This window comes from Streptomyces sp. NPDC087263, assembly GCF_044744645.1.
Classification (GTDB): domain Bacteria; phylum Actinomycetota; class Actinomycetes; order Streptomycetales; family Streptomycetaceae; genus Streptomyces.
In genome coordinates, this window is the sequence record NZ_JBIUYT010000004.1 from 788,413 (window position 1) to 809,292 (window position 20,880).

Sequence of the window (20,880 nt, forward strand, 5' to 3'; positions counted from 1 at the left end):
CAGGGGGCGGGCTCAGCCCCCTGAGCAGCCGACCGGCCCCGGCCGACTACATCAGACGTACCGCTCCGGATACATCAGACGTACCGCTCCAGAATCGACGACTCCGCCAGCCGCGAAAGACCCTCGCGGACACTGCGCGCCCGCGCCTCACCCACACCGTCGACCGTCTGAAGGTCGTCGACGCTGGCGGCGAGGAGCTTCTGCAGGCCCCCGAAGTGCTCCACCAGGCGGTCGATGATCGCGCCGGGCAGGCGGGGCACCTTGGCGAGCAGGCGGTAGCCGCGCGGGGAGACGGCGGAGTCCAGCGCCTCGGGGGAGCCGGTGTAGCCCAACGCCCGCGCCACGGTGGAGAGTTCGAGCAGCTCGGCGTGGCTGAGCGCGTTGAGCTCGAAGAGGGCCTCGTCGACCGTGCGGGAGCGCTTGGCGGTCGGCTCGGGTACGTAGTCCCGTACGACGAGTTCGCGCTCGGGCTCGACGCCGGCGATCAACTCGTCGAGCTGGAGGGCGAGAAGGCGTCCGTCGGTGCCCAGCTCCACCACGTACTCGGCGATCTCGGTGGCGATCCGGCGCACCATCTCCAGCCGCTGGGCCACCGCCGAGACATCGCGGACCGTCACCAGGTCCTCGATCTCCAGGGCCGACAGGGTGCCCGCGACCTCGTCGAGGCGGAGCTTGTAGCGCTCCAGGGTCGCGAGGGCCTGGTTGGCGCGGGAGAGGATTGCCGAGGAGTCCTCGAGGACGCGGCGCTGGCCGTCCACGTAAAGGGCGATGAGGCGCATCGACTGGGAGACGGAGACGACCGTGAAGTCGACCTCCTTGCTCACCCGGTCCGCGGTGCGGTGCCGCGTGCCCGTCTCCTCCGTCGGGATGGTCGGGTCGGGAACCAGCTGGACGCCTGCCCGGAGGATCTTGGTGATGTCCTTGTCGATCACGATGCCGCCGTCGAGCTTGCACAGCTCACGCAGTCGCGTCGAGGTGAACTCGACATCCAGGACGAATCCACCGGTACACATCGATTCGACGGTTTTGTCCCACCCGAGCACGATGAGCCCGCCCGTGTTGCCGCGGAGGATCCGCTCGAGTCCGTCACGCAGTGCCGTGCCGGGTGCCACGGCGCTCAGGGCGGCGCGCATCAGGCCATCGGCACCGGAGCTCCCACCGGACTTTCCGGGAGCTGCTGCCCGGTCGTTGGCTGCCACTGCACTCCTCCGGTCGCGGGTTTCCGGTCGCCCTCAGTTCGTCACGACGGGCAAGACCAGGGCAAAGTCTACCGGCGAGCTTCCTCCTCCCGTGGGGCCTCTCGACGACGGGAGCGCGGGAGGACGCTCAGCGCGGCCCCCATGTCGGCGACTTCCACGACCTTCATACCGGGAGGGATCTTGCCGGGGTCGCTCGGTACGAGAGCGTGCGTGAAGCCCAGCCGATGGGCTTCCGCGAGCCGGCGCTGCACGCCCGTGACCCGTCTGACCTCGCCCGCGAGCCCCACTTCGCCGATCGCCACGAGGTTCTTGGGGAGCGGGGTGTCGCTCGCCGCGGAGGCCAGGGCGAGCGCGATCGCGAGGTCCGCGGCGGGCTCGGAGAGCTTCACGCCGCCGACCGTCGCCGAGTAGATGTCCCGCTTCCCCAGGGCGGTGATCCGGCCGCGCTGCTCCAGGACGGCGAGCATCATCGAGACGCGTGAGGTCTCCAGACCGGAGGTGGTGCGACGGGGGGAGGGGATCTGTGAGTCGACCGTGAGCGCCTGCACTTCGGCGACCAAGGGGCGGCGGCCCTCCAGAGTGACCGTCAGACAGGTGCCGGGGACCGCCTCCGCGCGACGGGTCAGGAAGAGGCCGCTGGGGTCGGCGAGGCCCGTGATGCCCTCGTCGTGCAGCTCGAAGCAGCCGACCTCGTCCGTCGTCCCGTAACGGTTCTTGACCCCTCGGACGAGCCTGAGGCGGGCGTGCCGGTCGCCCTCGAAGCTCAGGACGACGTCCACCAGGTGTTCGAGGAGGCGGGGGCCCGCGATCGCGCCGTCCTTGGTGACATGGCCGACCAGGAGGGTGGACATACCGCGCTCCTTGGAGACCCGGATGAGCGCACCGGCGACCTCCCTGACCTGGGCCATGCCGCCCGGTGCGCCGTCGATCTCCGGGGAGGCGATGGTCTGTACGGAGTCCAGGATGAGCAGGGACGGCTTCACCGCGTCCAAGTGGCCGAGAACGGCGGCCAGATCGGTCTCGGCGGCGAGGTACAGGTGGTCGTCGATCGCCTTGATGCGGTCGGCGCGGAGCCGCACCTGACTGGCCGACTCCTCGCCCGTCACATACAGCGTGCGGTGTTCGTCGCTTGCCGCCTTCGCCGCCACGTCCAGCAGCAGCGTGGACTTGCCGACGCCCGGCTCACCCGCGATGAGGACGACCGCGCCGGGGACCAGCCCGCCGCCCAGGACGCGGTCCAGCTCGGGGACACCGGTGCTGCGCGCCGTGGCCTGGCGGCCGTCGACCTGTCCGATGGGCACGGCGGACGTGGTGACCCGGCCAGGAGTCGTCGTACGGACAGGAGGCGCGCCGTACTCCTCGACCGTCCCCCAAGCCTGGCACTCGGAGCAACGGCCGAGCCACTTGGCCGTCTGCCAGCCGCACTCGGTGCAGCGGTAGGACGGCCGGTCCTTCGCGGATTTTGTACGGGCAGCCATGCACCGAACCGTAGCCGAGCCGACTGACAGCGCGGTCGGCGCTGTGCACAGGGGTATCCGGAAGCGTGCCTGGGCCCCACTCCGTTCTCGCCTGGCGCGCTACTGGTCCCCATCCCGGTCTCGCCCGGCGTGTGCCTGGCACGTACCTGGCACCTGCCGGGCACGCGCCCCCCCGTATGGCATTGCCATCGCCCGCCGTGACGGTGTAGGCCACGGAATCGGAGGCTCCTGCCCCCTAATGAGGGATCGTTTCACCCGTACGGATTAAATGTGCTCAAGGGGGAGGAAGGGGCCGCCGATTGGCACCTACGGTCGCACGGGTGATGAGCAGCAGTCCGGAGACCTCCACGCACACCACCGGCGCACACCGGGCGCACGGAGACGCACGCAAGCGGGCGGCCGCGCCCCGTGGCGCGTCGACCCGCACCACCATGGCTCAGCGCCCACCCGCGCGCTACGAGCCCTACCTGGACGGCCTGTTCACCTACTGCCTGTCCGTCCTGTGCGACCACGACGCGGCCACCGCCGCCCTGGGCGACGTTCTCGCGCTGGCCGAACGCCGGGGCACGCGCGCTCCGGAAGCCCCGGGCGACCGCAGGGCCTGGCTGTACGCCCTGGCGCGCTGGGCCTGCCTGCGCAAACTCGCCGAGACGGGGCGCGGGCGTCAGGCGGCGCACGCTTCCGGCCGGGGGCGCGCAAGCCACAAGAGCGCCTCGAAGAGCGACCTCAAGTCCGCGCGCAGGACGGCGCAGGAGACGGCGTACACGCCGGCGGACAAGGACGCCGCGGACCGGCGCGCGGCAGAAGCCCTGAGCGCCCCCGGTTCCGCCCCCGCCTCCGCGTCCGATTCGATGACCGGCGCCGTGCCCGAAGAGACCCAGGCGCAGCGTCGCCGCGAACTCGCCCTGCTGGCCTGGCCGGAGGCCGCCGGTACCACCCCGGAGCAGCGCGAGGCGCTCGAACTCGCCGTACGCCACCAACTCGCCGCCCACGAGGTCGCCGCTGTCCTCGGCATGGATCTCGCTTCCGCGCGTGAGCTGCTCGGCTCCGCCGCCTGCGAGGTCGAACGCACCCGCGCCGCGCTCGCCGTCGTGGAGACCGGCACCTGCCCGAGCGTCGCCCGCCTCACCGGCGACCACCAGCTCGTGCTCGGCACCGCCCTGCGCCGGGAGCTGGTCCGGCATGTCGACGACTGCCCCCGCTGCCGCCGTACCGCCGAGCGTGCGGTCGCCGGCTCCTGGCCCGGCACCAGCGTCACGCCCGCCGCGCTGCCCGTCCTGGAGGCCCCGCGCGCGGCCCTGCACGTCGCGATGGCGCATGTCCCACGCGCGCGGGGCGGCGCTCCGCGCTTCGACCGGCGCGGTTTCCCGATGGACCCCAAGGACCGTGCCGCGCGAAGGGACCGCCTACGCGCGCGTGCCGTGACGACCACTGTCGTCGCCACCGTCGTCGCCGCCCCCGTACTCGCCCTCTGGGCGGCCTACCGGGGCGCGCCCCTCACCGGCGAGGGCGCGGACGGCCGCTCGATCACCGCGACCGAGGAGCAGGGCGCCAACGAGCTCGACGGCATCGGCGACGGGGCGGGCGGCTACGAGAACGCCGGCAACGCCAGTACCAAACCCGACAGCCCCTTCACCAAGGGCAACCAGTCGCCCGACGTCTCCGTGGAGGTCATCGGCGCCCCCGGGAGCAGCCCGGCGCCGGGAGCGGGACAGCTCGCCGTGGAAGCCGGCAGCAGTGGCGACACGACCCTCATCACACTGACGGCGTCCGGAAGTTCACCGGTTCACTGGTCCGCGTACACCGGCGCCCACTGGCTCTATCTGAGCCAGTCCGCGGGAACCCTCGACCCGGGTGAATCGTTGACGATCAAGGTGTACGTCGATCATCTGCGCGAGCCGGTGGGCCCCTGGACCGCACAGGTGTCGATCGCGCCGACGGGCGCCCTGGTCACGATCGGGGGGTATGGGAACGCGCGCCCGACCCACCCCGGCCCGCGCCCCAGCGACCCGACCCCGTCCGACCCCGACCCCACCCCGAGCGACCCGAGTCCTTCCAACCCGGATCCCACGCCCAGCGACCCGGCTCCGTCCGACACCCCGACCACGCCCACGCCGACCCCCACGGACCCGACGCCGTCCGATCCGGAGGGCTCGACCCCGCCGCCCGACAACAGCGGCGACCCGAGCCCGTCCTCGTAACCGTCAGGTACGCCAGTAGTACCTCAGTGGATCGGGTCGGCCGGATGGGGATAGTCGGTTGCCTCAGCGGATCGGGTCGGCCGGATGCGGATATTCGGATACCTCAGTGGACCGGGTCGGCCGGATGGGGAGCCAGCAGGGGCAACTGCGAGGCCAGCCTCTCCTCACAGAGCTCGACCAGCCGGTCGTACCCCTCCTTGCCCATCAGCTCGACGAGCTCCGGGCGGTACGAGACGTACACCGGGTCGCCCGCGCCGTGCGCCGAGGTCGCCGACGTGCACCACCAGTGCAGGTCATGGCCGCCCGGACCCCAGCCGCGCCGGTCGTACTCACCGATGGACACCTGGAGCACGCGGGTGTCGTCGGGCCGGTCGATCCACTCGTACGTCCGTCGCACGGGCAGCTGCCAGCAGACGTCCGGCTTGGTCTCCAGCGGTTCGCGGCCCTCCTTCACGGCGAGGATGTGCAGCGAGCAGCCCGCGCCACCCGCGAAGCCGGGGCGGTTCTGGAAGATGCAGGACCCCTTGTACGGGCGGGTCTGCCGCTCGCCGTCCTCGTCCTCCGAGACCCAGCCGGTCTTCGTCCCCACGCCATGGTGCTGCCAGAGGTCCGGGGTGAGCCTCGCCACATGTCCGGCCACCCGCTTCTCGTCGTCCTCGTCCGAGAAGTGCGCCCCGAGCGTGCAGCAGCCGTCGTCGGCGCGGCCGGCCTGGATGCCCTGGCAGCCGCTTCCGAAGATGCAGTTCCAGCGAGAGGTCAGCCATGTCAGATCGCACCGGAAGACCTGCTCGCGGTCGGCGGGATCCGGAAACTCCACCCATGCGCGAGCGAAGTCGAGGCCCTTCTCGTCACTCCTGTCCGGAGACTTCGTGGACTTGGTGGCCTTCGCCTGCGAAGAACCCTTGGCCGATTTGTCGGGCTTCGCCTTTTTCGTCTTTGGCACCCGTCCAGGGTAAGTCGCCCAAGCCCGCTCCGGGGACGCCCCGCCCGGCGCCCGACCGCCGCCTTTCACCGAGGCTGTCCGCCCCGCGCCACTTGAAGGGCCGGACTCGCAGTAGCGTTCCGTATATGAGACTCGGTGTCCTCGATGTGGGTTCGAACACGGTGCATCTGCTGGTGGTGGACGCACACCCCGGCGCCCGGCCGCTGCCCGCGCATTCGCACAAGGCCGATTTGCGGCTCGCCCAACTGCTCGACGCGAGCGGGGCGATCGACCCCGAAGGCGTCGACAAACTGATCGAGACGGTCAAGGTCGCGCTGGAGTCCGCCGAGGACAAGGGCGTCGAGGCCCTGCTGCCGTTCGCGACCTCCGCGGTGCGCGAGGCCAGCAACGCCGACGACGTACTCACCCGGGTCCAGGCCGAGACCGGCGTCGAACTCCAGGTCCTGACCGGTGCGGAGGAGGCCCGGCTCACCTTCCTCGCGGCCCGCCGCTGGTTCGGCTGGTCGGCGGGCAAGCTCCTCGTCCTCGACATCGGCGGCGGCTCCCTGGAGATCGGCTACGGCATAGACGAGGAGCCGGACGCCGCGGTGTCACTGCCGCTGGGCGCGGGCCGGCTGACCGCGGGCTGGCTGCCGAACGACCCCGCCGACCCCGCCGACGTCAGGGCGCTGCGCCGTCATGTGCGCGCCGAGATCGCCCGTACGGTCGGGGAGTTCAGCCGCATCGGGGCCCCCGACCACGTGGTCGCCACCTCCAAGACCTTCCGGCAGCTCGCCCGTATCGCCGGCGCCGCACGCTCCGCCGACGGCCTCTACGTCCAGCGCGAGCTCAAGCGCCGGTCCCTCCAGGACTGGGTACCGCGCCTCGCCGCAATGACCGCCGAGGAACGCGCCGAACTCCCCGGCGTCTCCGAGGGCCGCGCGAGCCAACTCCTCGCCGGCGCGCTGGTCGCCGAGGCGGCCATGGACCTCTTCGGCGTCGAAACCCTGGAAATCTGCCCCTGGGCCCTCCGGGAGGGCGTAATCCTGCGACGCCTCGACCAGATGGCGTCGGAGTAGACCGACCTGGACGGGGCCGCGCCCCGGTAGGGGCGCGGGGAACTGCGCGCCCAGCCGCACACGACGTGTCAGTCGCGCACCGGCAGATCCCGCATCGGCGATCAGGCGCCGGGTCCAGCCACACACGACGCGTCAGTCGCGCACCGGCAGATCCGCAACGGCGATCAGGCGCCAGGCCAGCCCAGCCCAGCCACACACGACATGACGTCCGCGCACAGAGAGCCACACACGCGGCGAACAGGCGCAAGGGCTGGGGGCCACCAGTAACCCCCAGCCAAAGCCCACCACCCCCGCCAAACCGCCGGAGGCAACCCGTACGCTGTCCCTCGTGGCAGAACCAGTTGTGCGCATCCCGGATGCGAAGGTCGCGCTGTCCACGGCGTCCGTGTATCCGGAGTCGACGGCGACGGCCTTCGAGATCGCCGCGCGCCTCGGGTACGACGGCGTCGAGGTCATGGTGTGGACGGACCCGGTCAGCCAGGACGTCGAGGCGCTGCGCAGACTCAGCGACTACCACCAGGTCCCGATCCTCGCCGTGCACGCCCCCTGCCTGCTGATCACGCAGCGCGTGTGGTCCACCGACCCGTGGATCAAACTCCAGCGCGCACAGGCGGCGGCGGAGAAACTCGGCGCGAGCACCGTCGTCGTACACCCGCCCTTCCGCTGGCAGCGCCAGTACGTCCGTGACTTCGTCACCGGGATCTGGCAGATGGCGAACGAGACGGACGTACGGTTCGCCGTCGAGAACATGTACCCCTGGCGTTACCGCGACCGCGAGATGCTCGCCTACGCACCCGACTGGGACGTGACGAAGGAGGACTACCGTCACTTCACGATCGACCTCAGTCACACGGCGACGGCCCGCACCGACGCCCTGCACATGATCGACCGCATGGGCGACCGCCTCGGCCACGTCCACCTCGCCGACGGCAACGGATCCAACAAGGACGAGCACCTCGTGCCGGGCCGCGGCACCCAGCCCTGCGCCGAACTGCTCGAACGCCTCGCGTTCACCGGCTTCGACGGCCATGTCGTCATCGAGGTCAACACCCGCCGTGCCATGTCCAGCGCCGAGCGCGAGGCGGACCTGGCCGAGGCGCTGGCCTTCACCAGGCTGCACCTCGCCTCCGCGGTGCAGGTGCCGCGCCGGTGAAGGACGCCGCCCCGCACGACACGACCGCCCCCCGCCGCAGGGGACGCCCCTCCCGTACGCAGACGGAGGCGGCCCCCGCGACCCGCGACAGCATTCTCGAAGCGGCCCGCGAGGAGTTCTCCGAGCGGGGGTACGACAAGACGTCGGTACGCGGTATCGCCAAGGCCGCGGGCGTCGACCCGGCGCTCGTGCGCCACTACTTCGGCGCCAAGGAGCAGGTCTTCGAGGCGGCCATCACGGGCGTCTTCGCACCCGTCCTGGCCGCCCCGACCGCGCTGGGGGAGGGACCGCTCGACGGTGTGGGCGAGCGGCTGACCCGCTTCGTGTTCGGGATCTGGGAGAACCCGACAACCCGTACACCGCTGCTCGCCATCGTCCGCTCCGCCTTCAACAACGAGGTCGCGGCCGCCGTCTTCCGCCGCCTCCTCGCCGCCCAGCTGATGCGCCGCATCGCCCAGCAGCTCGACCTTCCGGATGCCGAACTGCGTGCCGAGCTCGCGGCGGCCCAGCTGGTGGGGATCGCGATCCTGCGGTACGTGATCAAGCTTGATCCGCTGGCGTCGACGGATCTGGAGCGGATCATCGAGCGGGTGGCGCCGGTGGTGCAGGGGCATCTGACGGTGCCCTGACGGGGGTGTACGGGTGTACTGGGGGCGTACGGGCGTACGGGGTGATGTACGGGTAGACGGGTGTCAGGGCGCACGTAAGCGTTTACGTAAACGCTTACGCGGCGATTTGTGCGCTCCGCGCGTGTGACCGTCGATCGAGACACCTGTCCCGCATACCGGACACCCTGTCCAGCCCTTGGAGCACCGGCGTACGCTCGAATCAGTCACGACCAGCAGTCACGACTGCCGGCCCGTACGAGCCGGTATCCCTCCGAAGGAGCGAGCGACGATGCCCGAGCTGAGGTCCCGCACAGTCACCCACGGCCGCAATATGGCGGGCGCACGCGCCCTTATGCGCGCCTCCGGTGTACCGGGCGCGGACATCGGCCGCAAGCCGATCATCGCGGTCGCCAACTCCTTCACGGAGTTCGTGCCGGGTCACACCCACCTCCAGCCGGTCGGCCGGATCGTGAGCGAGGCCATCACCGCCGCCGGAGGCATCGCACGCGAGTTCAACACCATCGCGGTCGACGACGGCATCGCGATGGGCCACGGCGGAATGCTGTACTCGCTGCCCTCCCGGGACCTGATCGCGGACAGCGTCGAGTACATGGTGGAGGCGCACTGTGCCGACGCCCTGATCTGCATCTCGAACTGCGACAAGATCACCCCCGGCATGCTGATGGCGGCCCTGCGCCTGAACATCCCGACGGTCTTCGTCTCCGGCGGCCCCATGGAGTCCGGCCGCGCGACGCTGGTCGACGGCACGGTCCGTACGCTGGACCTGGTCGACGCGATCTCCGACGCCGTGAACGACAAGATCTCGGACGAGGACATCCTCCGTATCGAGGAGAACGCCTGTCCGACCTGCGGCTCCTGCTCCGGCATGTTCACGGCCAACTCCATGAACTGCCTGACCGAGGCCATCGGCCTGTCCCTCCCCGGCAACGGCTCGGTCCTCGCCACCCACACGGCCCGCAAGGGCCTGTACGAGGACGCGGCCCGCACGGTCGTCGACATCACGCGCCGGTACTACGACCAGGACGACGAGTCGGTCCTGCCCCGCAACATCGCCACCATCGCGGCCTTCGAGAACGCCATGGCCCTCGACATCGCGATGGGCGGCTCCACCAACACGATCCTGCACCTGCTGGCCGCCGCCCAGGAAGCGGGCGTCCCCTTCGGCCTGGACGAGATCAACGAGGTCTCGCGCCGCGTGCCCTGCCTCGCCAAGGTCGCACCGAACGTCGCCAAGGACCGCACGTACTACATGGAGGACGTGCACCGCGCGGGCGGCATCCCGGCCCTGCTGGGCGAGCTGCACCGCGGCGGCCACCTGAACGAGGACGTGCACTCGGTCCACAGCCCGTCCCTCTCCGACTGGCTGAAGACCTGGGACGTGCGCGCCGGCTCCCCGTCCCCCGAGGCCATCGAGCTGTGGCACGCGGCCCCCGGCTGCGTCCGCTCCGCCGAGGCCTTCTCCCAGTCCGAGCGCTGGGAGGCCCTCGACGAGGACGCGGAGGGCGGCTGCATCCGCTCCGCCGCGCACGCGTACTCCAAGGACGGCGGCCTGGCCGTCCTCAAGGGCAACCTTGCCCTCGACGGCTGCGTCGTGAAGACCGCCGGCGTCGACGAGTCCATCTGGACCTTCGAGGGCCCCGCGGTCGTCTGCGAGTCCCAGGACGAGGCCGTCGACAAGATCCTCCGCAAGGAGATCACCCATGGCGACGTCGTCGTCATCCGCTACGAGGGCCCCAAGGGCGGCCCCGGCATGCAGGAGATGCTCTACCCGACCTCCTTCCTCAAGGGCCGAGGCCTCGGCAAGACCTGCGCCCTGGTCACCGACGGCCGCTTCTCCGGCGGCACCTCCGGCCTCTCCATCGGCCACGCCTCCCCGGAGGCGGCTTCGGGCGGCACGATCGCCCTGGTCAAGGACGGCGACCGGATCCGCATCGACATCCCGAACCGCACGATCGAGCTCCTCGTCTCCGACGACGAGCTGACCGCGCGCCGCGACGCCCTGAACGGCGTCTACGCTCCCGCGAACCGCGACCGCAAGGTGTCCGCCGCCCTCCGCGCCTACGCGGCGATGGCGACCAGCGCGGACAAGGGCGCCGTACGGGACGTCTCCCTGCTGGGCTGAGCTTGCGCGCGGGGGCCGTTCCTTCGGGAGCGGCCTCTTCGCGTGTCATCGGTGGAGTGCGGAGGCGGTCTCTTCGCGTGTCACCGAGGAGACGAAGACCGGTCTCTTCGCGTGTCACCGGTGGGATGCGGAGGCGGCCTCTGCGCGTGTCACCGGTGGGATGCGGGGGCGCCCTCTTCGCACGTCACCAGTGGGACGGGTCGCGTGCGTCCACGGCGAAGACGGTTCCGTCGGGGGCGCCGGCGTAGACGTGGTCATCGGCGATCACGGGAGCCGGCAGCCCGAGCATGACGAACTCGGAGTCCGGGCCGAGTCGCGCACGCGTCTGTCCCGCGAGTTTCCCCGTGCGGGCATCCACCGCGAGCAGCCGCCCGTCGGCGGCGGTGAGGTACACGTACTTGTCGTCGGCGACGGGTGCCGAGCCCTGGCTGACGGATGTCTCAAGCCGCCAGCGCAGTGCGCGCGTCTCCATGTCGACGGCCACCAGTCCGCCGCCGGTGGCCAGCAGATACACGGTGTCTCCGTGCGCGGTGGCCTGGGCGGTGGGGAGTGACGTTTCGAGGGGCACACGCTGTACCGCGAGGCTCTTCGGGTCGTACCGGACCAGCGCGTCCGTCTCTCCGTAGCCGTTCACCGACATGAAGAACACCTTGCCGTCTTGCGCGCCGACCGGCTCCAGGCCCCCCGCCAGGCGGGCGTCCCACCGCACGTCACCGGTCTGTGGATCCACCCCGCTCACGAGCGTGTGGGTCCCGTCCACGGTCGTACTCGTGGCGTACGCGAGTCCGTCGGCGCCGAACGCGGCAAAGGTCGGTTCGCTCTGGTCGGCGATCCTGCGACTCCAGACCTGCTTGCCCGACGAGGCGTCCATCGCGACGACCGTTCCGTCGGAACGCGTGAGCAGCACCATGCCGCCCGCGTACTGCACGCGCCCGTACGCGGAGATGTCCATCGTCCACTGCGTCGCACCCGAGTCGGGGTCGAGGGCCACCAGCCGCTGACCATCGCTCGTGACGGCCTGTACCAGCCCGCCCTCCGCGACCGGCGAGCCGTCCGGGGCGTCTCGATCGGCAAGGGTGTGCCGCCACAACACCGTCCCGTCGGCCGGGTCGATGGCGGAGAACAGTCCCGCCAGGGCGCAGAGCAACTTCCCTCCGCCGTACGAGCATTGCGGCATCCCCCGGCTTCCGGAGCCGGGCTTGGTGTGCCAGCCGTCGAACACCGCCGGTACGGACCGTATGCCGCTGTCCTCGGGTGAGCCGCCGCTGCCGTCGAGCAGCTGACCCGAGGCGAACGTCCCGCCCGCGGTGAGGAGGAGCGCCCCGGCCGCCAGGATCACCCCTTTGCGGAGGCGACCCATGGCCCTGTCGGGTCGCGGACCGGTCGCCCAGACAACGTCCTCCTCCGGCTTCGGATGATGACTGGGCCGCTGGGCCGGAATGAACGCCTGGGTGTCGTACGAGGCCGCCACCGACCGCAGTTCCCGCATCAACTCGTCAGGAGTGGGCCGGTCATCGGGCTCCTTGGCGAGACAACGCAGCACCAGCGGCGCGAGATTCTCCGGTACGTCCGTCAAGTCCGGCTCGTCGTGCACGACTTGATAGGCGACGACGTACGGGCTGTCGGAGTCGAACGGCCCGCGCCCGGTGGCGGCGTGCACCATCACGGAACCGAGCGCGAAGATGTCGGCGGCCGGTCCCACCTCGCGCGGCCGTCGGAACTGCTCGGGTGCCATGAACGGCGGCGTGCCGATCAACTTGCCTGTCTCGGTACGTAGTTCGCTGTCCTTTGGCCGGGAAATGCCGAAGTCGATGACCTTCGGGCCGTCCTCGGCGAGCAGCACGTTGCTCGGCTTCAGGTCCCGGTGCACGACGCCCACGCGATGTATGTCGCGCAACGCCTCGGCGAGCCCGGCCATCAGCCGGCGCAACTCCCCGGAGGGCATGGGCCCGTGCCGTCTCACCTGCTCGGCGAGGGTGGGGCCGGGGATGAACAGCGTGGCCATCCAGGGGCGTTCGGCCTCGGGATCGGCATCGACGACGGACGCGGTGAAGGCGCCGCTCACCCGTCGGGCCGCCGCCACTTCCTGCCGGAAACGGCCTCTGAACTCGGGGTCCTTGGCGTACCGGGCGTGCACGACCTTCACGGCCACGCGCATCCCCGAAGTACTCCGGGCGAGATGCACCACGCCCATGCCGCCGGAGCCCAGGCGTGACTCCAGCCGGTAGTGACCGGCGTACTCGGGAAGTTCCGCTTCCGCGCCCGCTCCGTTGTTGCGCTGTGGCGCCATGGGACCCACCCCCGTGCTGTTCGTTCGCGCGCGCGACGCACGGAGCCTAGTCGATGGTTCGTACGAGACGGAGGCGGCTTGCTAGCCTCCAAGTGCGAGAAACGTATGTGTGTGCATGGCCTGTTTGAGGGGAATCAACGGGGTCCCATGGCAGCCATGGGGTCCAACGGGGGAGGTTTTTCATGTCTGTTGACCGTGTTGAGGAAATCGAGGGCGACGGCGAGGAAGCGGTCGCGACCAAGGCCGAGACGGCGGCTCTGCGGTACTACCCGGTCGCACCGGGTGTCAGGCTCAACGTCCGCAGCGGCCCGAGTACCACCTACCGCATCGTCCGCGTGCTGTCCGAGGGTGCCCACGTCCCGATCTTCTGCCAGAAGCCGGGTCAGTCGGTCACCGGCCCGTACGGCACCACGAACCTCTGGGACGGCATCGCCGTCAGCGAGTACGTCTCGGACGCCTACGTCCAAACAGGCAGCGACGGCTACGTAGCCCCCCGCTGCGCCTGACCCACCACCCGCGCACGGCCCCGCGGACGCCCCGGAGCGATAATCGACGCGTGAGCGACGACAGCACCGGCACCCCCGCGGGGCCCCAGCCCGAACCCCTTCGATTTTTCGGCACGACCTGGGTGGACCACACCGACGGCTACCAGGCCCGCCGAGCCGGCGTGGCCGTCGGCTCGCTGGCCGCCGCGGTGGCCGCCTGCTTCGTCCTCCGCTTCGCCTACCAGGGCCTCGAGATCGCGGACGTGGGCACGCAGGTGAACATCCTGGTCGTCGTGATGTTCGCGACGTGCAGCGCCCTCGCGTTCCGTCACACCGCGGCCGCGTTCACCAAACGCCCCGACCCCGACCGCCAGGCCTCCCTCCGTGGCCTCCTCGCGATCGGCTTCATCGGCTCCCTCCTCGCCTACCTCTTCCGCGCCCTCACCGAGGCCCCGGGCGAGAAGCTCCACCGCGAGGAGTACGAGACAGCTCGCGAACAACACGAGCGCCGCAACAAACGTCGCACGGGAAACCCTTCGAAGAGGCGCCGCAACTCTTAACCGGCCGAACCGGCCCACCGGCAGCCTTCGGCTCCGGGGCGGGGGAGTGAGACCTTTCAGCCCCTCCGGCGTGCGAACGACGAGGCGGCGCCGTCCCGATCCCCCACCCCACCGCCGGGGAGATCCTTCAGCCCGTCCGGCGTTTGAGGACGAGGCCGTTCAGGCCGACAGCGGGGGTCTGGGGGCGGCAGCCCCCAGGAACAAGGGACGGGTAGGGGCGGAGGGGGCGAAATCCCTACCCCTGCCACCATGACCACATGACCGCGCACTCCCACCACACCACCCGGGCCCACTCCTTCAACGCAGCCGCAGCCCAGTACGCCGCGAACCGCCCCTCCTATCCCCCCACCCTCTTCGACGCGATCGAAAACCTCGCGCGCCGCCCCCTCACCGGGGCAACGGTCGTGGATGTGGGCGCCGGCACCGGCATCGCGACCGCCCGCCTCAAGGCAAGGGGCGCGCATGTGCTGGCCATCGAACCCGGCGAGGGCATGGCGGCCGAGTTCCGCCGCACGCTCCCCGACACCCCCGTCATCCGAGGCAACGGCAACGATCTCCCCCTGGCCTCCGCCTCCGCCGACTTCGTCACCTACGCCCAGTCCTGGCACTGGACCGACCCGGCCCGGGCCACCCCGGAGGCGTTCCGCGTCCTGCGCCCGGACGGCGGCGCACTCGCCCTCTGGTGGAACACCGAAGCCCTGGACATCCCCTGGATCGAGGCGGCAGCCAACCGGGTCGAGCGCTTCCTCGGCCTCGACGCGGTCGTAACGAAGAACGGCAGCGGAGCCAAAGCCGCAGCCACCCTGTCCACCACCCGCGTCCCGACCACCCCCACCCCGCCCACCATCAGGACTTCCACCACCCCGACACCCCCTGCCCCTACCCCCACCCTCACCGCCCCCCTCCACATCGACCGCGACCAGGTCCGCTGGAGCCGCCGAGTCCCCCTCGACACCCACCTCGCCAACCTCGGAAGCCACTCGGCCTTCCTGGTCCTCGGTGAGGAGGGCGCGAACGCCTTCCTCACCGAAGAGCGCGCCCACCTGCTCGGCATCTTCCCGGACGGCGTGGTCGAAGAGGTCTACGACGTCGAACTGATCGTCGCCACGCGTTCGTGATCCCGCTCTGCGGCCCCCCTCAAGGGCCGCCGCACACGCGTGATCCAGATGCGCAACCCACCCAACTCCAGCCGTACGTCCCGATCGTGCGGCAGCCCCTACAACGCGTCGAGCACCTTCGGCAGCCGTAGAAACGTCGCATGCCCGACGACCCGTACGACCATCCCCGCGTCCCCCGGTCCACGGCCTCCACATCCACCTGACTGACGTCCCAGGCGGTCTTGGCGACGGCAAGGGCAAGCCCCACGGTGACCCCATCGAACAGATTTCCGGCAGTGATCGCCGACGCCGTCACGACAAGCACCACCAGTTCCGCGCGATGCTCTCGCCAGAGCGGCCCCAACTCCCTTACAGGCACGAGCCTGCACCCCGCGTGCGCCAGCAGCCCCGCCGACAGGACCGAGGGCGCCCCCGCGCAGAGGGGCAACGCGACGAGAAAAACGACCAGGGACGTGAGCGGATCGGCTGTGCGCGTGACAGCGGCACCTCCGGTGACGAGCGGGAGATGCGTGGTCGCCGAGCCGGGGGAGGACGCGACGGATCGGCGTGCCCGGCATATGACCGCGCGCTGAAATCCACTGTCAGGAACGGGAGTTGGGTGCGCACCCTCTCGCGCAACCGCCACGTAAACGCGGCGGCACGCCACCCCGGACCGCCCCCTTCCGGTCACGCCACCCCCGACCGCCCCCTTCCGGTCACGCCGCCGCGCGCCTGCGCCGCGGATTCGACGGGGGTTGAAGTCGACCTGATGCCGGGCTTGACGACCCCACCCCACAGGAGCAATATTCTTCATATGAGGAATATTGCTTCGGGTCCACCCGACACCGCAGAGCCGCCCACCCCCACGAGGCAGCACGCCGTCCGCGCCGAAGCCCTCACCGTCGTACGCGGCACCCGTACCGTCCTGCGCGGACTCGACTTCGCCGTACCGCGCGGCCAGATCACCGGGCTGCTCGGCCCCTCCGGCTGCGGCAAGTCGACCCTGATGCGCGCGACCGTGGGCACCCAGGCCAAGGTGACCGGCACACTCGAAGTCCTCGGCCGCCCCGCGGGTGACGCCGCACTCCGCTCCCGCATCGGCTACGTCACCCAAGCCCCCTCCGTCTACGACGACCTGACCATCCGTCAGAACCTCGACTACTTCGCCGCGATCCTCGACCCCGGACACGCAGGCGCCGAACGCCGTCACGCCAACGTCACCCAGGCCATCGCGGACGTCGACCTCACCTCGCACGCCGACTCGCTCGCCGGCAACCTCTCCGGCGGCCAGCGCAACCGCGTCTCCCTCGCCGTCGCCCTCCTCGGCACCCCCGAACTCCTGGTCCTCGACGAACCGACCGTCGGCCTCGACCCCGTCCTGCGCCGCGACCTCTGGAACCTCTTCCACGCCATCGCCGCCGAACGCGAGGCCACCCTGCTCGTCTCCTCCCACGTCATGGACGAGGCCGAGCGCTGCCACCGCCTCCTCCTGATGCGCGAGGGCGAGATCCTCGCCGACGACAGCCCCGACGCCCTGCGCGAACGCACCGGCTCCGACACCGTCGAAGCGGCCTTCCTCCACCTGGTCGACGAGGCCAACGCCACGGCCGACCGGCCCACGACCGGCGAGAGGTCCGACAGCGCCTCCCGGTCCGACAACGCGTCCCCCTCCGGCGACCGCCCCCGCAAGGAGACCGTCCGATGAGCACGACGACCACGCCCACCACCGCACCCCGGCCCACCGGCACCCACGCCGGCCAACGCCCCCGCGCGATCAACTTCTCCCGCACCACCGCCACCGCCGCCCGGGTACTGGGCCAGCTCCGCCACGACCCGCGGACCATCGCGCTGCTGATCCTCATCCCGTGCCTGATGCTCGTACTGCTCCGCTACGTCTTCGACGGCAGCCCGCGCACCTTCGACTCCATCGGCGCCTCCCTCCTCGGGATCTTCCCGCTGATCACGATGTTCCTGGTCACCTCCATTGCCACCCTGCGCGAACGCACGTCCGGCACCCTGGAACGCCTCCTCGCCATGCCCCTCGGCAAAGGCGACCTCATCGCCGGCTACGCCCTGGCCTTCGGAGGCCTCGCCATCATCCAGTCGGCCCTGGCCACCGGCCTCGCGGTCTGGTTCCTGGGCCTCGACGTCACGGGATCCCCCTGGCTGCTCCTCCTGGTCGCCCTCCTTGACGCCCTCCTGGGCACAGCCCTCGGCCTCTTCGTCTCGGCCTTCGCGGCCTCGGAATTCCAGGCGGTCCAGTTCATGCCGGCAGTGCTCTTCCCCCAACTCCTCCTCTGCGGCCTCTTCACCCCCCGCTCCAACATGCACCCCGTCCTCGAAGCCATCTCCAACGTCCTCCCCATGTCCTACGCCGTGGAGGGCATGAGCGAAGTCCTCAACCACACCGACATGACAGCCACCTTCGTCCGCGACGCCCTGATCGTCGCGGGCTGCGCCCTCCTGGTCCTGACCCTGGGCGCGGCAACCCTGCGACGGCGGACCGCGTAACCGGCGGGCCGTCCGCCCAACGGACAGCGCGCCCCATCCCGCACCCCCGGTGCGAGGATGGACACCGGACGACGCACCCCCCCGGAGGGCACCCGCACCATGACCCAGAAAGTCGCAGTCCTCGGCACCGGCAAGATCGGCGAAGCCCTGCTCAGCGGAGTGATCCGGGCCGGCTGGCCCCTCGCCGACCTGCTGGTCACCGCCCGCCGCCCCGAGCGCGCCAAGGAACTCCAGGAACGCCACGGAGTCACGGCGGTCACCAACGCCGAGGCCGCCAAGTCCGCGGACACCCTCATCCTCACGGTCAAACCGCAGGACATGGGCACCCTCCTCGACGAACTCGCCCCGCACATCCCCGCCGACCGCCTGGTCATCAGCGGTGCGGCAGGCATCCCCACCTCCTTCATCGAGGAGCGCCTGGCCGCGGGCACTCCGGTCGTCCGCGTCATGACGAACACCCCCGCCCTCGTCGACGAGGCCATGTCCGTCATCTCCGCCGGCAGCCACGCCACCGCCGCACACCTCGCCCACGCCGAGGAGATCTTCGGCGCCGTAGGCAAGACGCTCCGCGTCCCCGAGTCCCAACAGGACGCCTGCACCGCCCTCTCCGGCTCGGGACCGGCGTACTTCTTCTACCTCGTGGAGGCCATGACGGACGCGGGCATCCTGCTCGGCCTGCCCCGCGACAAGGCCCACGACCTCATCGTCCAGTCGGCGATCGGCGCCGCCGTGATGCTCCGCGACAGCGGGGAACACCCCGTGAAGCTGCGCGAGAACGTCACGTCCCCCGCGGGCACCACGATCAACGCCATCCGCGAACTGGAGAACCACGGTGTGCGCGCAGCCCTGATCGCCGCACTGGAGGCAGCCCGCGACCGCAGCCGCGAACTGGCCTCAGGCAACAGCTAGAAGGACCGGGGCCGGGCCCGCCCCCGGCCCCACCGTCCTCCAGCCCTGCCGCCCACCGTCCTTCAGCCCGCCGCCAGCAAACCGATCGCCCGATACGCCGCGTCCACCCTCGGCTTCGCCATCTCCCGCGCCTTCACCGCCCCGTCCCGCAACACCCCCTCCACGTACGCAGGATCCGCGCACAACTCCTTGTGCCTCTCCTGTACGGGCCTGAGGAGCTCGACCACGGCCTCGGCGGTGTCCTTCTTCAAAGCTCCGTACGACTCATATACACCGCCCAAGGCCTCGGGGTTCCCACCCTCACAGGCCGCGAGAATCTCCAGCAGATTCGAGACCCCCGGCCGAGCCTCCCGGTCGTACGCCACGCCCTGCCCACTGTCGGTCACGGCCCGCATGATCTTCTTCCGCACGGCCTCCGGCTCGTCGAGCAGATAGACCACCCCTGGCCCGACGTCATCGCTCTTCCCCATCTTCGACGTCGGCTCCTGCAGATTCATGACCCGCGCCGCAACCTCCGGACGCGTGGCCCGAGGCACCACGAACGTGTGCCCGTACCGCTGGTTGAACCGCACAGCCAGATCCCGGGTCAGCTCCACATGCTGCGTCTGGTCGTCACCCACCGGCACCTCATCGGTCCCGTACGCCAGGATGTCCGCCGCCATCAGCACGGGATACGTCAACAGCGACAGCCGCACACTCCCACCGCGCTCCCGCTCCCGCGCGGCCTTCTCCTTGTACTGGATCATCCGCCGCATCTCCCCGTCGGTCGCGACGCACTCCAGCAGATACGACAGCCGCGCGTGCTCGTCCACATGACTCTGTACGAACACGGTGCACAGCTCCGGATCGAGCCCCGACGCCAGCAACAACGTCGCCGCCTGCCGACTGAGCCTGCGTACGCGCCCCGGATCGTGGTCCACGGTCAGCGCGTGCAGATCGACGATGCAGAACAGAGCATCGGCCCGGTGCTGATCGACGTCGGCCCACCGCCGTACGGCGCCCAGATAGTTCCCCAGCGTCAGATGCCCGGTCGGCTTGACCCCACTGAAGATCCGCGTCATCTCTCCACCTCCTGGTCGAGGCTGCCGCACCCGCCGGCCGGCTCTCCAGGAGGGAGACACAAAAACGGCCGCCGAAGCGGCGGCCGTTGAGTACATACGTGAGTACGGCCGCCGTCAGGCGGCCCACCACTGCTGGGTGCACGTATGCGTAGTCATGGCTCCACAGTACGCCGCCGGGGCACCTCCAGGACCTGAGTTGACACACCTCCACCCCGTACGTAGTGTTCTCCGAGCTGTCCGACGTGAGCGCCGACTCCGGTCGGTCCCCGGACGGCCATTCCGCAACAAGCACTCAACGAACGACGGACCGTCGTCGGGTCGTTTTCCTGTGCGTTTGCGAAATGAGGAATCCGCGTTCGAAAGGACGTCGCCCCCGATTAGCTCGGGAGCCAGGATTCCGCTAATGTCTCACTCGTCGGAACGGCCCTGGAGCCGCGAAGACAAGCCCCCTGACTGGGAATCAGGCCCGAAAGGATCTGATAGAGTCGGAACCGCCGGAAAGGGAAACGCGAAAGCGAAAACCTGGAAAGCACCGAGGAAATCGGATCCGGAAACGGTCTGATAGAGTCGGAAACGCAAGACCGAAGGGAAACGCCCGGAGGAAAGCCTGAGAGAGTCTCTCGGGTGAGTACGAAGGAAGTGTCCGTTCCTTGAGAACTCAACAGCGTGCCAAAAATCAACGCCAAGTTTGTTGATACCCCGTCTCCGGTCGTTATGGCCGGGACGAGGTTCCTTTGAAGAAAACATCAGCGAGGACGCTGTGGACCGTGGGGATTATTCCTCCCTTCGGTTCCGCTCTCGTGGTGTCGTCCCGATTACGGGAAAACATTCACGGAGAGTTTGATCCTGGCTCAGGACGAACGCTGGCGGCGTGCTTAACACATGCAAGTCGAACGATGAAGCCTTTCGGGGTGGATTAGTGGCGAACGGGTGAGTAACACGTGGGCAATCTGCCCTTCACTCTGGGACAAGCCCTGGAAACGGGGTCTAATACCGGATAATACTTCTGCCTGCATGGGTGGGGGTTGAAAGCTCCGGCGGTGAAGGATGAGCCCGCGGCCTATCAGCTTGTTGGTGAGGTAGTGGCTCACCAAGGCGACGACGGGTAGCCGGCCTGAGAGGGCGACCGGCCACACTGGGACTGAGACACGGCCCAGACTCCTACGGGAGGCAGCAGTGGGGAA

Annotated in this window: 16 protein-coding genes and 1 rRNA gene; 12 read left to right on the forward strand and 5 right to left on the reverse strand. The window is 70.0% G+C overall.

All coding sequences use genetic code 11. From position 1 onward, the window contains the following. Positions 1-74: 74 nt before the first annotated feature. On the reverse strand, positions 75-1,199 hold the full coding sequence (disA, locus tag ACIPC1_RS16945) for a DNA integrity scanning diadenylate cyclase DisA (protein WP_384392283.1): 1,125 nt from the start codon (positions 1,197-1,199) through the stop codon (positions 75-77). A 68-nt stretch (positions 1,200-1,267) separates the two neighbouring features. After that, entirely contained in the window at positions 1,268-2,677 is a 1,410-nt protein-coding gene (radA, locus tag ACIPC1_RS16950) for a DNA repair protein RadA (protein ID WP_402517579.1), read from the reverse strand. Between the two features lie 320 nt (positions 2,678-2,997). Between radA and ACIPC1_RS16955 the strand changes: the two genes are divergently transcribed. Next, positions 2,998-4,878, forward strand: coding sequence for a hypothetical protein (locus ACIPC1_RS16955; RefSeq protein ID WP_402517580.1), 1,881 nt, complete (start codon positions 2,998-3,000; stop codon positions 4,876-4,878). A gap of 103 nt (positions 4,879-4,981) precedes the next feature. On the opposite strand, the gene ACIPC1_RS16960 is transcribed toward ACIPC1_RS16955, so the two are convergent. Further along, entirely contained in the window at positions 4,982-5,821 is an 840-nt protein-coding gene (locus ACIPC1_RS16960) for a hypothetical protein (RefSeq protein ID WP_402517582.1), read from the reverse strand. A gap of 125 nt (positions 5,822-5,946) precedes the next feature. Between ACIPC1_RS16960 and ACIPC1_RS16965 the strand changes: the two genes are divergently transcribed. The 4 genes from ACIPC1_RS16965 (at position 5,947) to ilvD (ending at position 10,783) form a co-directional block, all read left to right on the forward strand. Next, complete coding sequence (locus ACIPC1_RS16965; RefSeq protein ID WP_384392272.1) at positions 5,947-6,879, forward strand: Ppx/GppA family phosphatase; 933 nt, start codon at positions 5,947-5,949, stop codon at positions 6,877-6,879. Positions 6,880-7,207: 328 nt separating this feature from the next. Beyond that, entirely contained in the window at positions 7,208-8,032 is an 825-nt protein-coding gene (locus ACIPC1_RS16970) for a sugar phosphate isomerase/epimerase family protein (RefSeq protein WP_402517583.1), read from the forward strand. After that, a complete protein-coding gene (locus ACIPC1_RS16975; RefSeq protein WP_402517585.1) occupies positions 8,029-8,661 on the forward strand; it encodes a TetR family transcriptional regulator in 633 nt (210 codons plus the stop codon). Before ACIPC1_RS16970 ends, ACIPC1_RS16975 begins: the two co-directional genes overlap by 4 nt. A 268-nt stretch (positions 8,662-8,929) precedes the next feature. After that, positions 8,930-10,783 (forward strand): dihydroxy-acid dehydratase, encoded by a 1,854-nt coding sequence (gene ilvD / locus ACIPC1_RS16980; RefSeq protein WP_402517587.1) that lies wholly within the window; start codon positions 8,930-8,932, stop codon positions 10,781-10,783. 184 nt (positions 10,784-10,967) lie between these two features. On the opposite strand, the gene ACIPC1_RS16985 is transcribed toward ilvD, so the two are convergent. Then, positions 10,968-13,073: a serine/threonine-protein kinase gene (locus tag ACIPC1_RS16985; protein WP_402517590.1), complete on the reverse strand. Its 2,106-nt coding sequence runs from the start codon at positions 13,071-13,073 to the stop codon at positions 10,968-10,970. A gap of 182 nt (positions 13,074-13,255) precedes the next feature. On the opposite strand from ACIPC1_RS16985, the gene ACIPC1_RS16990 reads away from it, so the two are divergent. The 6 genes from ACIPC1_RS16990 (at position 13,256) to proC (ending at position 18,635) form a co-directional block, all read left to right on the forward strand. Next, positions 13,256-13,579 (forward strand): SH3 domain-containing protein, encoded by a 324-nt coding sequence (locus ACIPC1_RS16990; RefSeq protein WP_402517592.1) that lies wholly within the window; start codon positions 13,256-13,258, stop codon positions 13,577-13,579. Positions 13,580-13,629: 50 nt separating this feature from the next. Next, positions 13,630-14,118 (forward strand): EamA/RhaT family transporter, encoded by a 489-nt coding sequence (locus ACIPC1_RS16995; RefSeq protein WP_402517594.1) that lies wholly within the window; start codon positions 13,630-13,632, stop codon positions 14,116-14,118. Between the two features lie 257 nt (positions 14,119-14,375). Continuing rightward, positions 14,376-15,236, forward strand: a complete 861-nt coding sequence (locus tag ACIPC1_RS17000; protein WP_402517596.1) for a class I SAM-dependent methyltransferase — start codon at positions 14,376-14,378, stop codon at positions 15,234-15,236. A gap of 793 nt (positions 15,237-16,029) precedes the next feature. After that, on the forward strand, positions 16,030-16,920 hold the full coding sequence (locus tag ACIPC1_RS17005) for an ABC transporter ATP-binding protein (protein ID WP_402517597.1): 891 nt from the start codon (positions 16,030-16,032) through the stop codon (positions 16,918-16,920). Next, positions 16,917-17,726, forward strand: a complete 810-nt coding sequence (locus tag ACIPC1_RS17010; RefSeq protein ID WP_402517599.1) for an ABC transporter permease — start codon at positions 16,917-16,919, stop codon at positions 17,724-17,726. The genes ACIPC1_RS17005 and ACIPC1_RS17010 overlap by 4 nt, the downstream gene beginning before the upstream one ends. A 99-nt stretch (positions 17,727-17,825) precedes the next feature. Further along, positions 17,826-18,635: a pyrroline-5-carboxylate reductase gene (proC, locus tag ACIPC1_RS17015; RefSeq protein ID WP_402517600.1), complete on the forward strand. Its 810-nt coding sequence runs from the start codon at positions 17,826-17,828 to the stop codon at positions 18,633-18,635. 62 nt (positions 18,636-18,697) lie between these two features. On the opposite strand, the gene trpS is transcribed toward proC, so the two are convergent. Continuing rightward, positions 18,698-19,696, reverse strand: coding sequence for a tryptophan--tRNA ligase (gene trpS / locus ACIPC1_RS17020; protein ID WP_402517602.1), 999 nt, complete (start codon positions 19,694-19,696; stop codon positions 18,698-18,700). An 828-nt stretch (positions 19,697-20,524) separates the two neighbouring features. Here trpS and ACIPC1_RS17025 point away from each other — a divergent pair. Next, positions 20,525-20,880 (forward strand): 16S ribosomal RNA (locus ACIPC1_RS17025); the annotation flags it as partial.

Excerpts from the sequence above, each read along its gene's own strand:
- radA (WP_402517579.1), bottom strand. The coding sequence starts at position 2,677 with ATGGCTGCCCGTACAAAATCCGCGAAGGACCGGCCGTCCTACCGCTGC.
- trpS (WP_402517602.1), bottom strand. The coding sequence starts at position 19,696 with ATGACGCGGATCTTCAGTGGGGTCAAGCCGACCGGGCATCTGACGCTG.
- proC (WP_402517600.1), top strand. The coding sequence starts at position 17,826 with ATGACCCAGAAAGTCGCAGTCCTCGGCACCGGCAAGATCGGCGAAGCC.
- ACIPC1_RS17005 (WP_402517597.1), top strand. The coding sequence starts at position 16,030 with ATGAGGAATATTGCTTCGGGTCCACCCGACACCGCAGAGCCGCCCACC.
- ACIPC1_RS17010 (WP_402517599.1), top strand. The coding sequence starts at position 16,917 with ATGAGCACGACGACCACGCCCACCACCGCACCCCGGCCCACCGGCACC.
- ilvD (WP_402517587.1), top strand. The coding sequence starts at position 8,930 with ATGCCCGAGCTGAGGTCCCGCACAGTCACCCACGGCCGCAATATGGCG.
- ACIPC1_RS16965 (WP_384392272.1), top strand. The coding sequence starts at position 5,947 with ATGAGACTCGGTGTCCTCGATGTGGGTTCGAACACGGTGCATCTGCTG.
- ACIPC1_RS16985 (WP_402517590.1), bottom strand. The coding sequence starts at position 13,073 with ATGGCGCCACAGCGCAACAACGGAGCGGGCGCGGAAGCGGAACTTCCC.
- ACIPC1_RS16990 (WP_402517592.1), top strand. The coding sequence starts at position 13,256 with ATGTCTGTTGACCGTGTTGAGGAAATCGAGGGCGACGGCGAGGAAGCG.
- ACIPC1_RS17000 (WP_402517596.1), top strand. The coding sequence starts at position 14,376 with ATGACCGCGCACTCCCACCACACCACCCGGGCCCACTCCTTCAACGCA.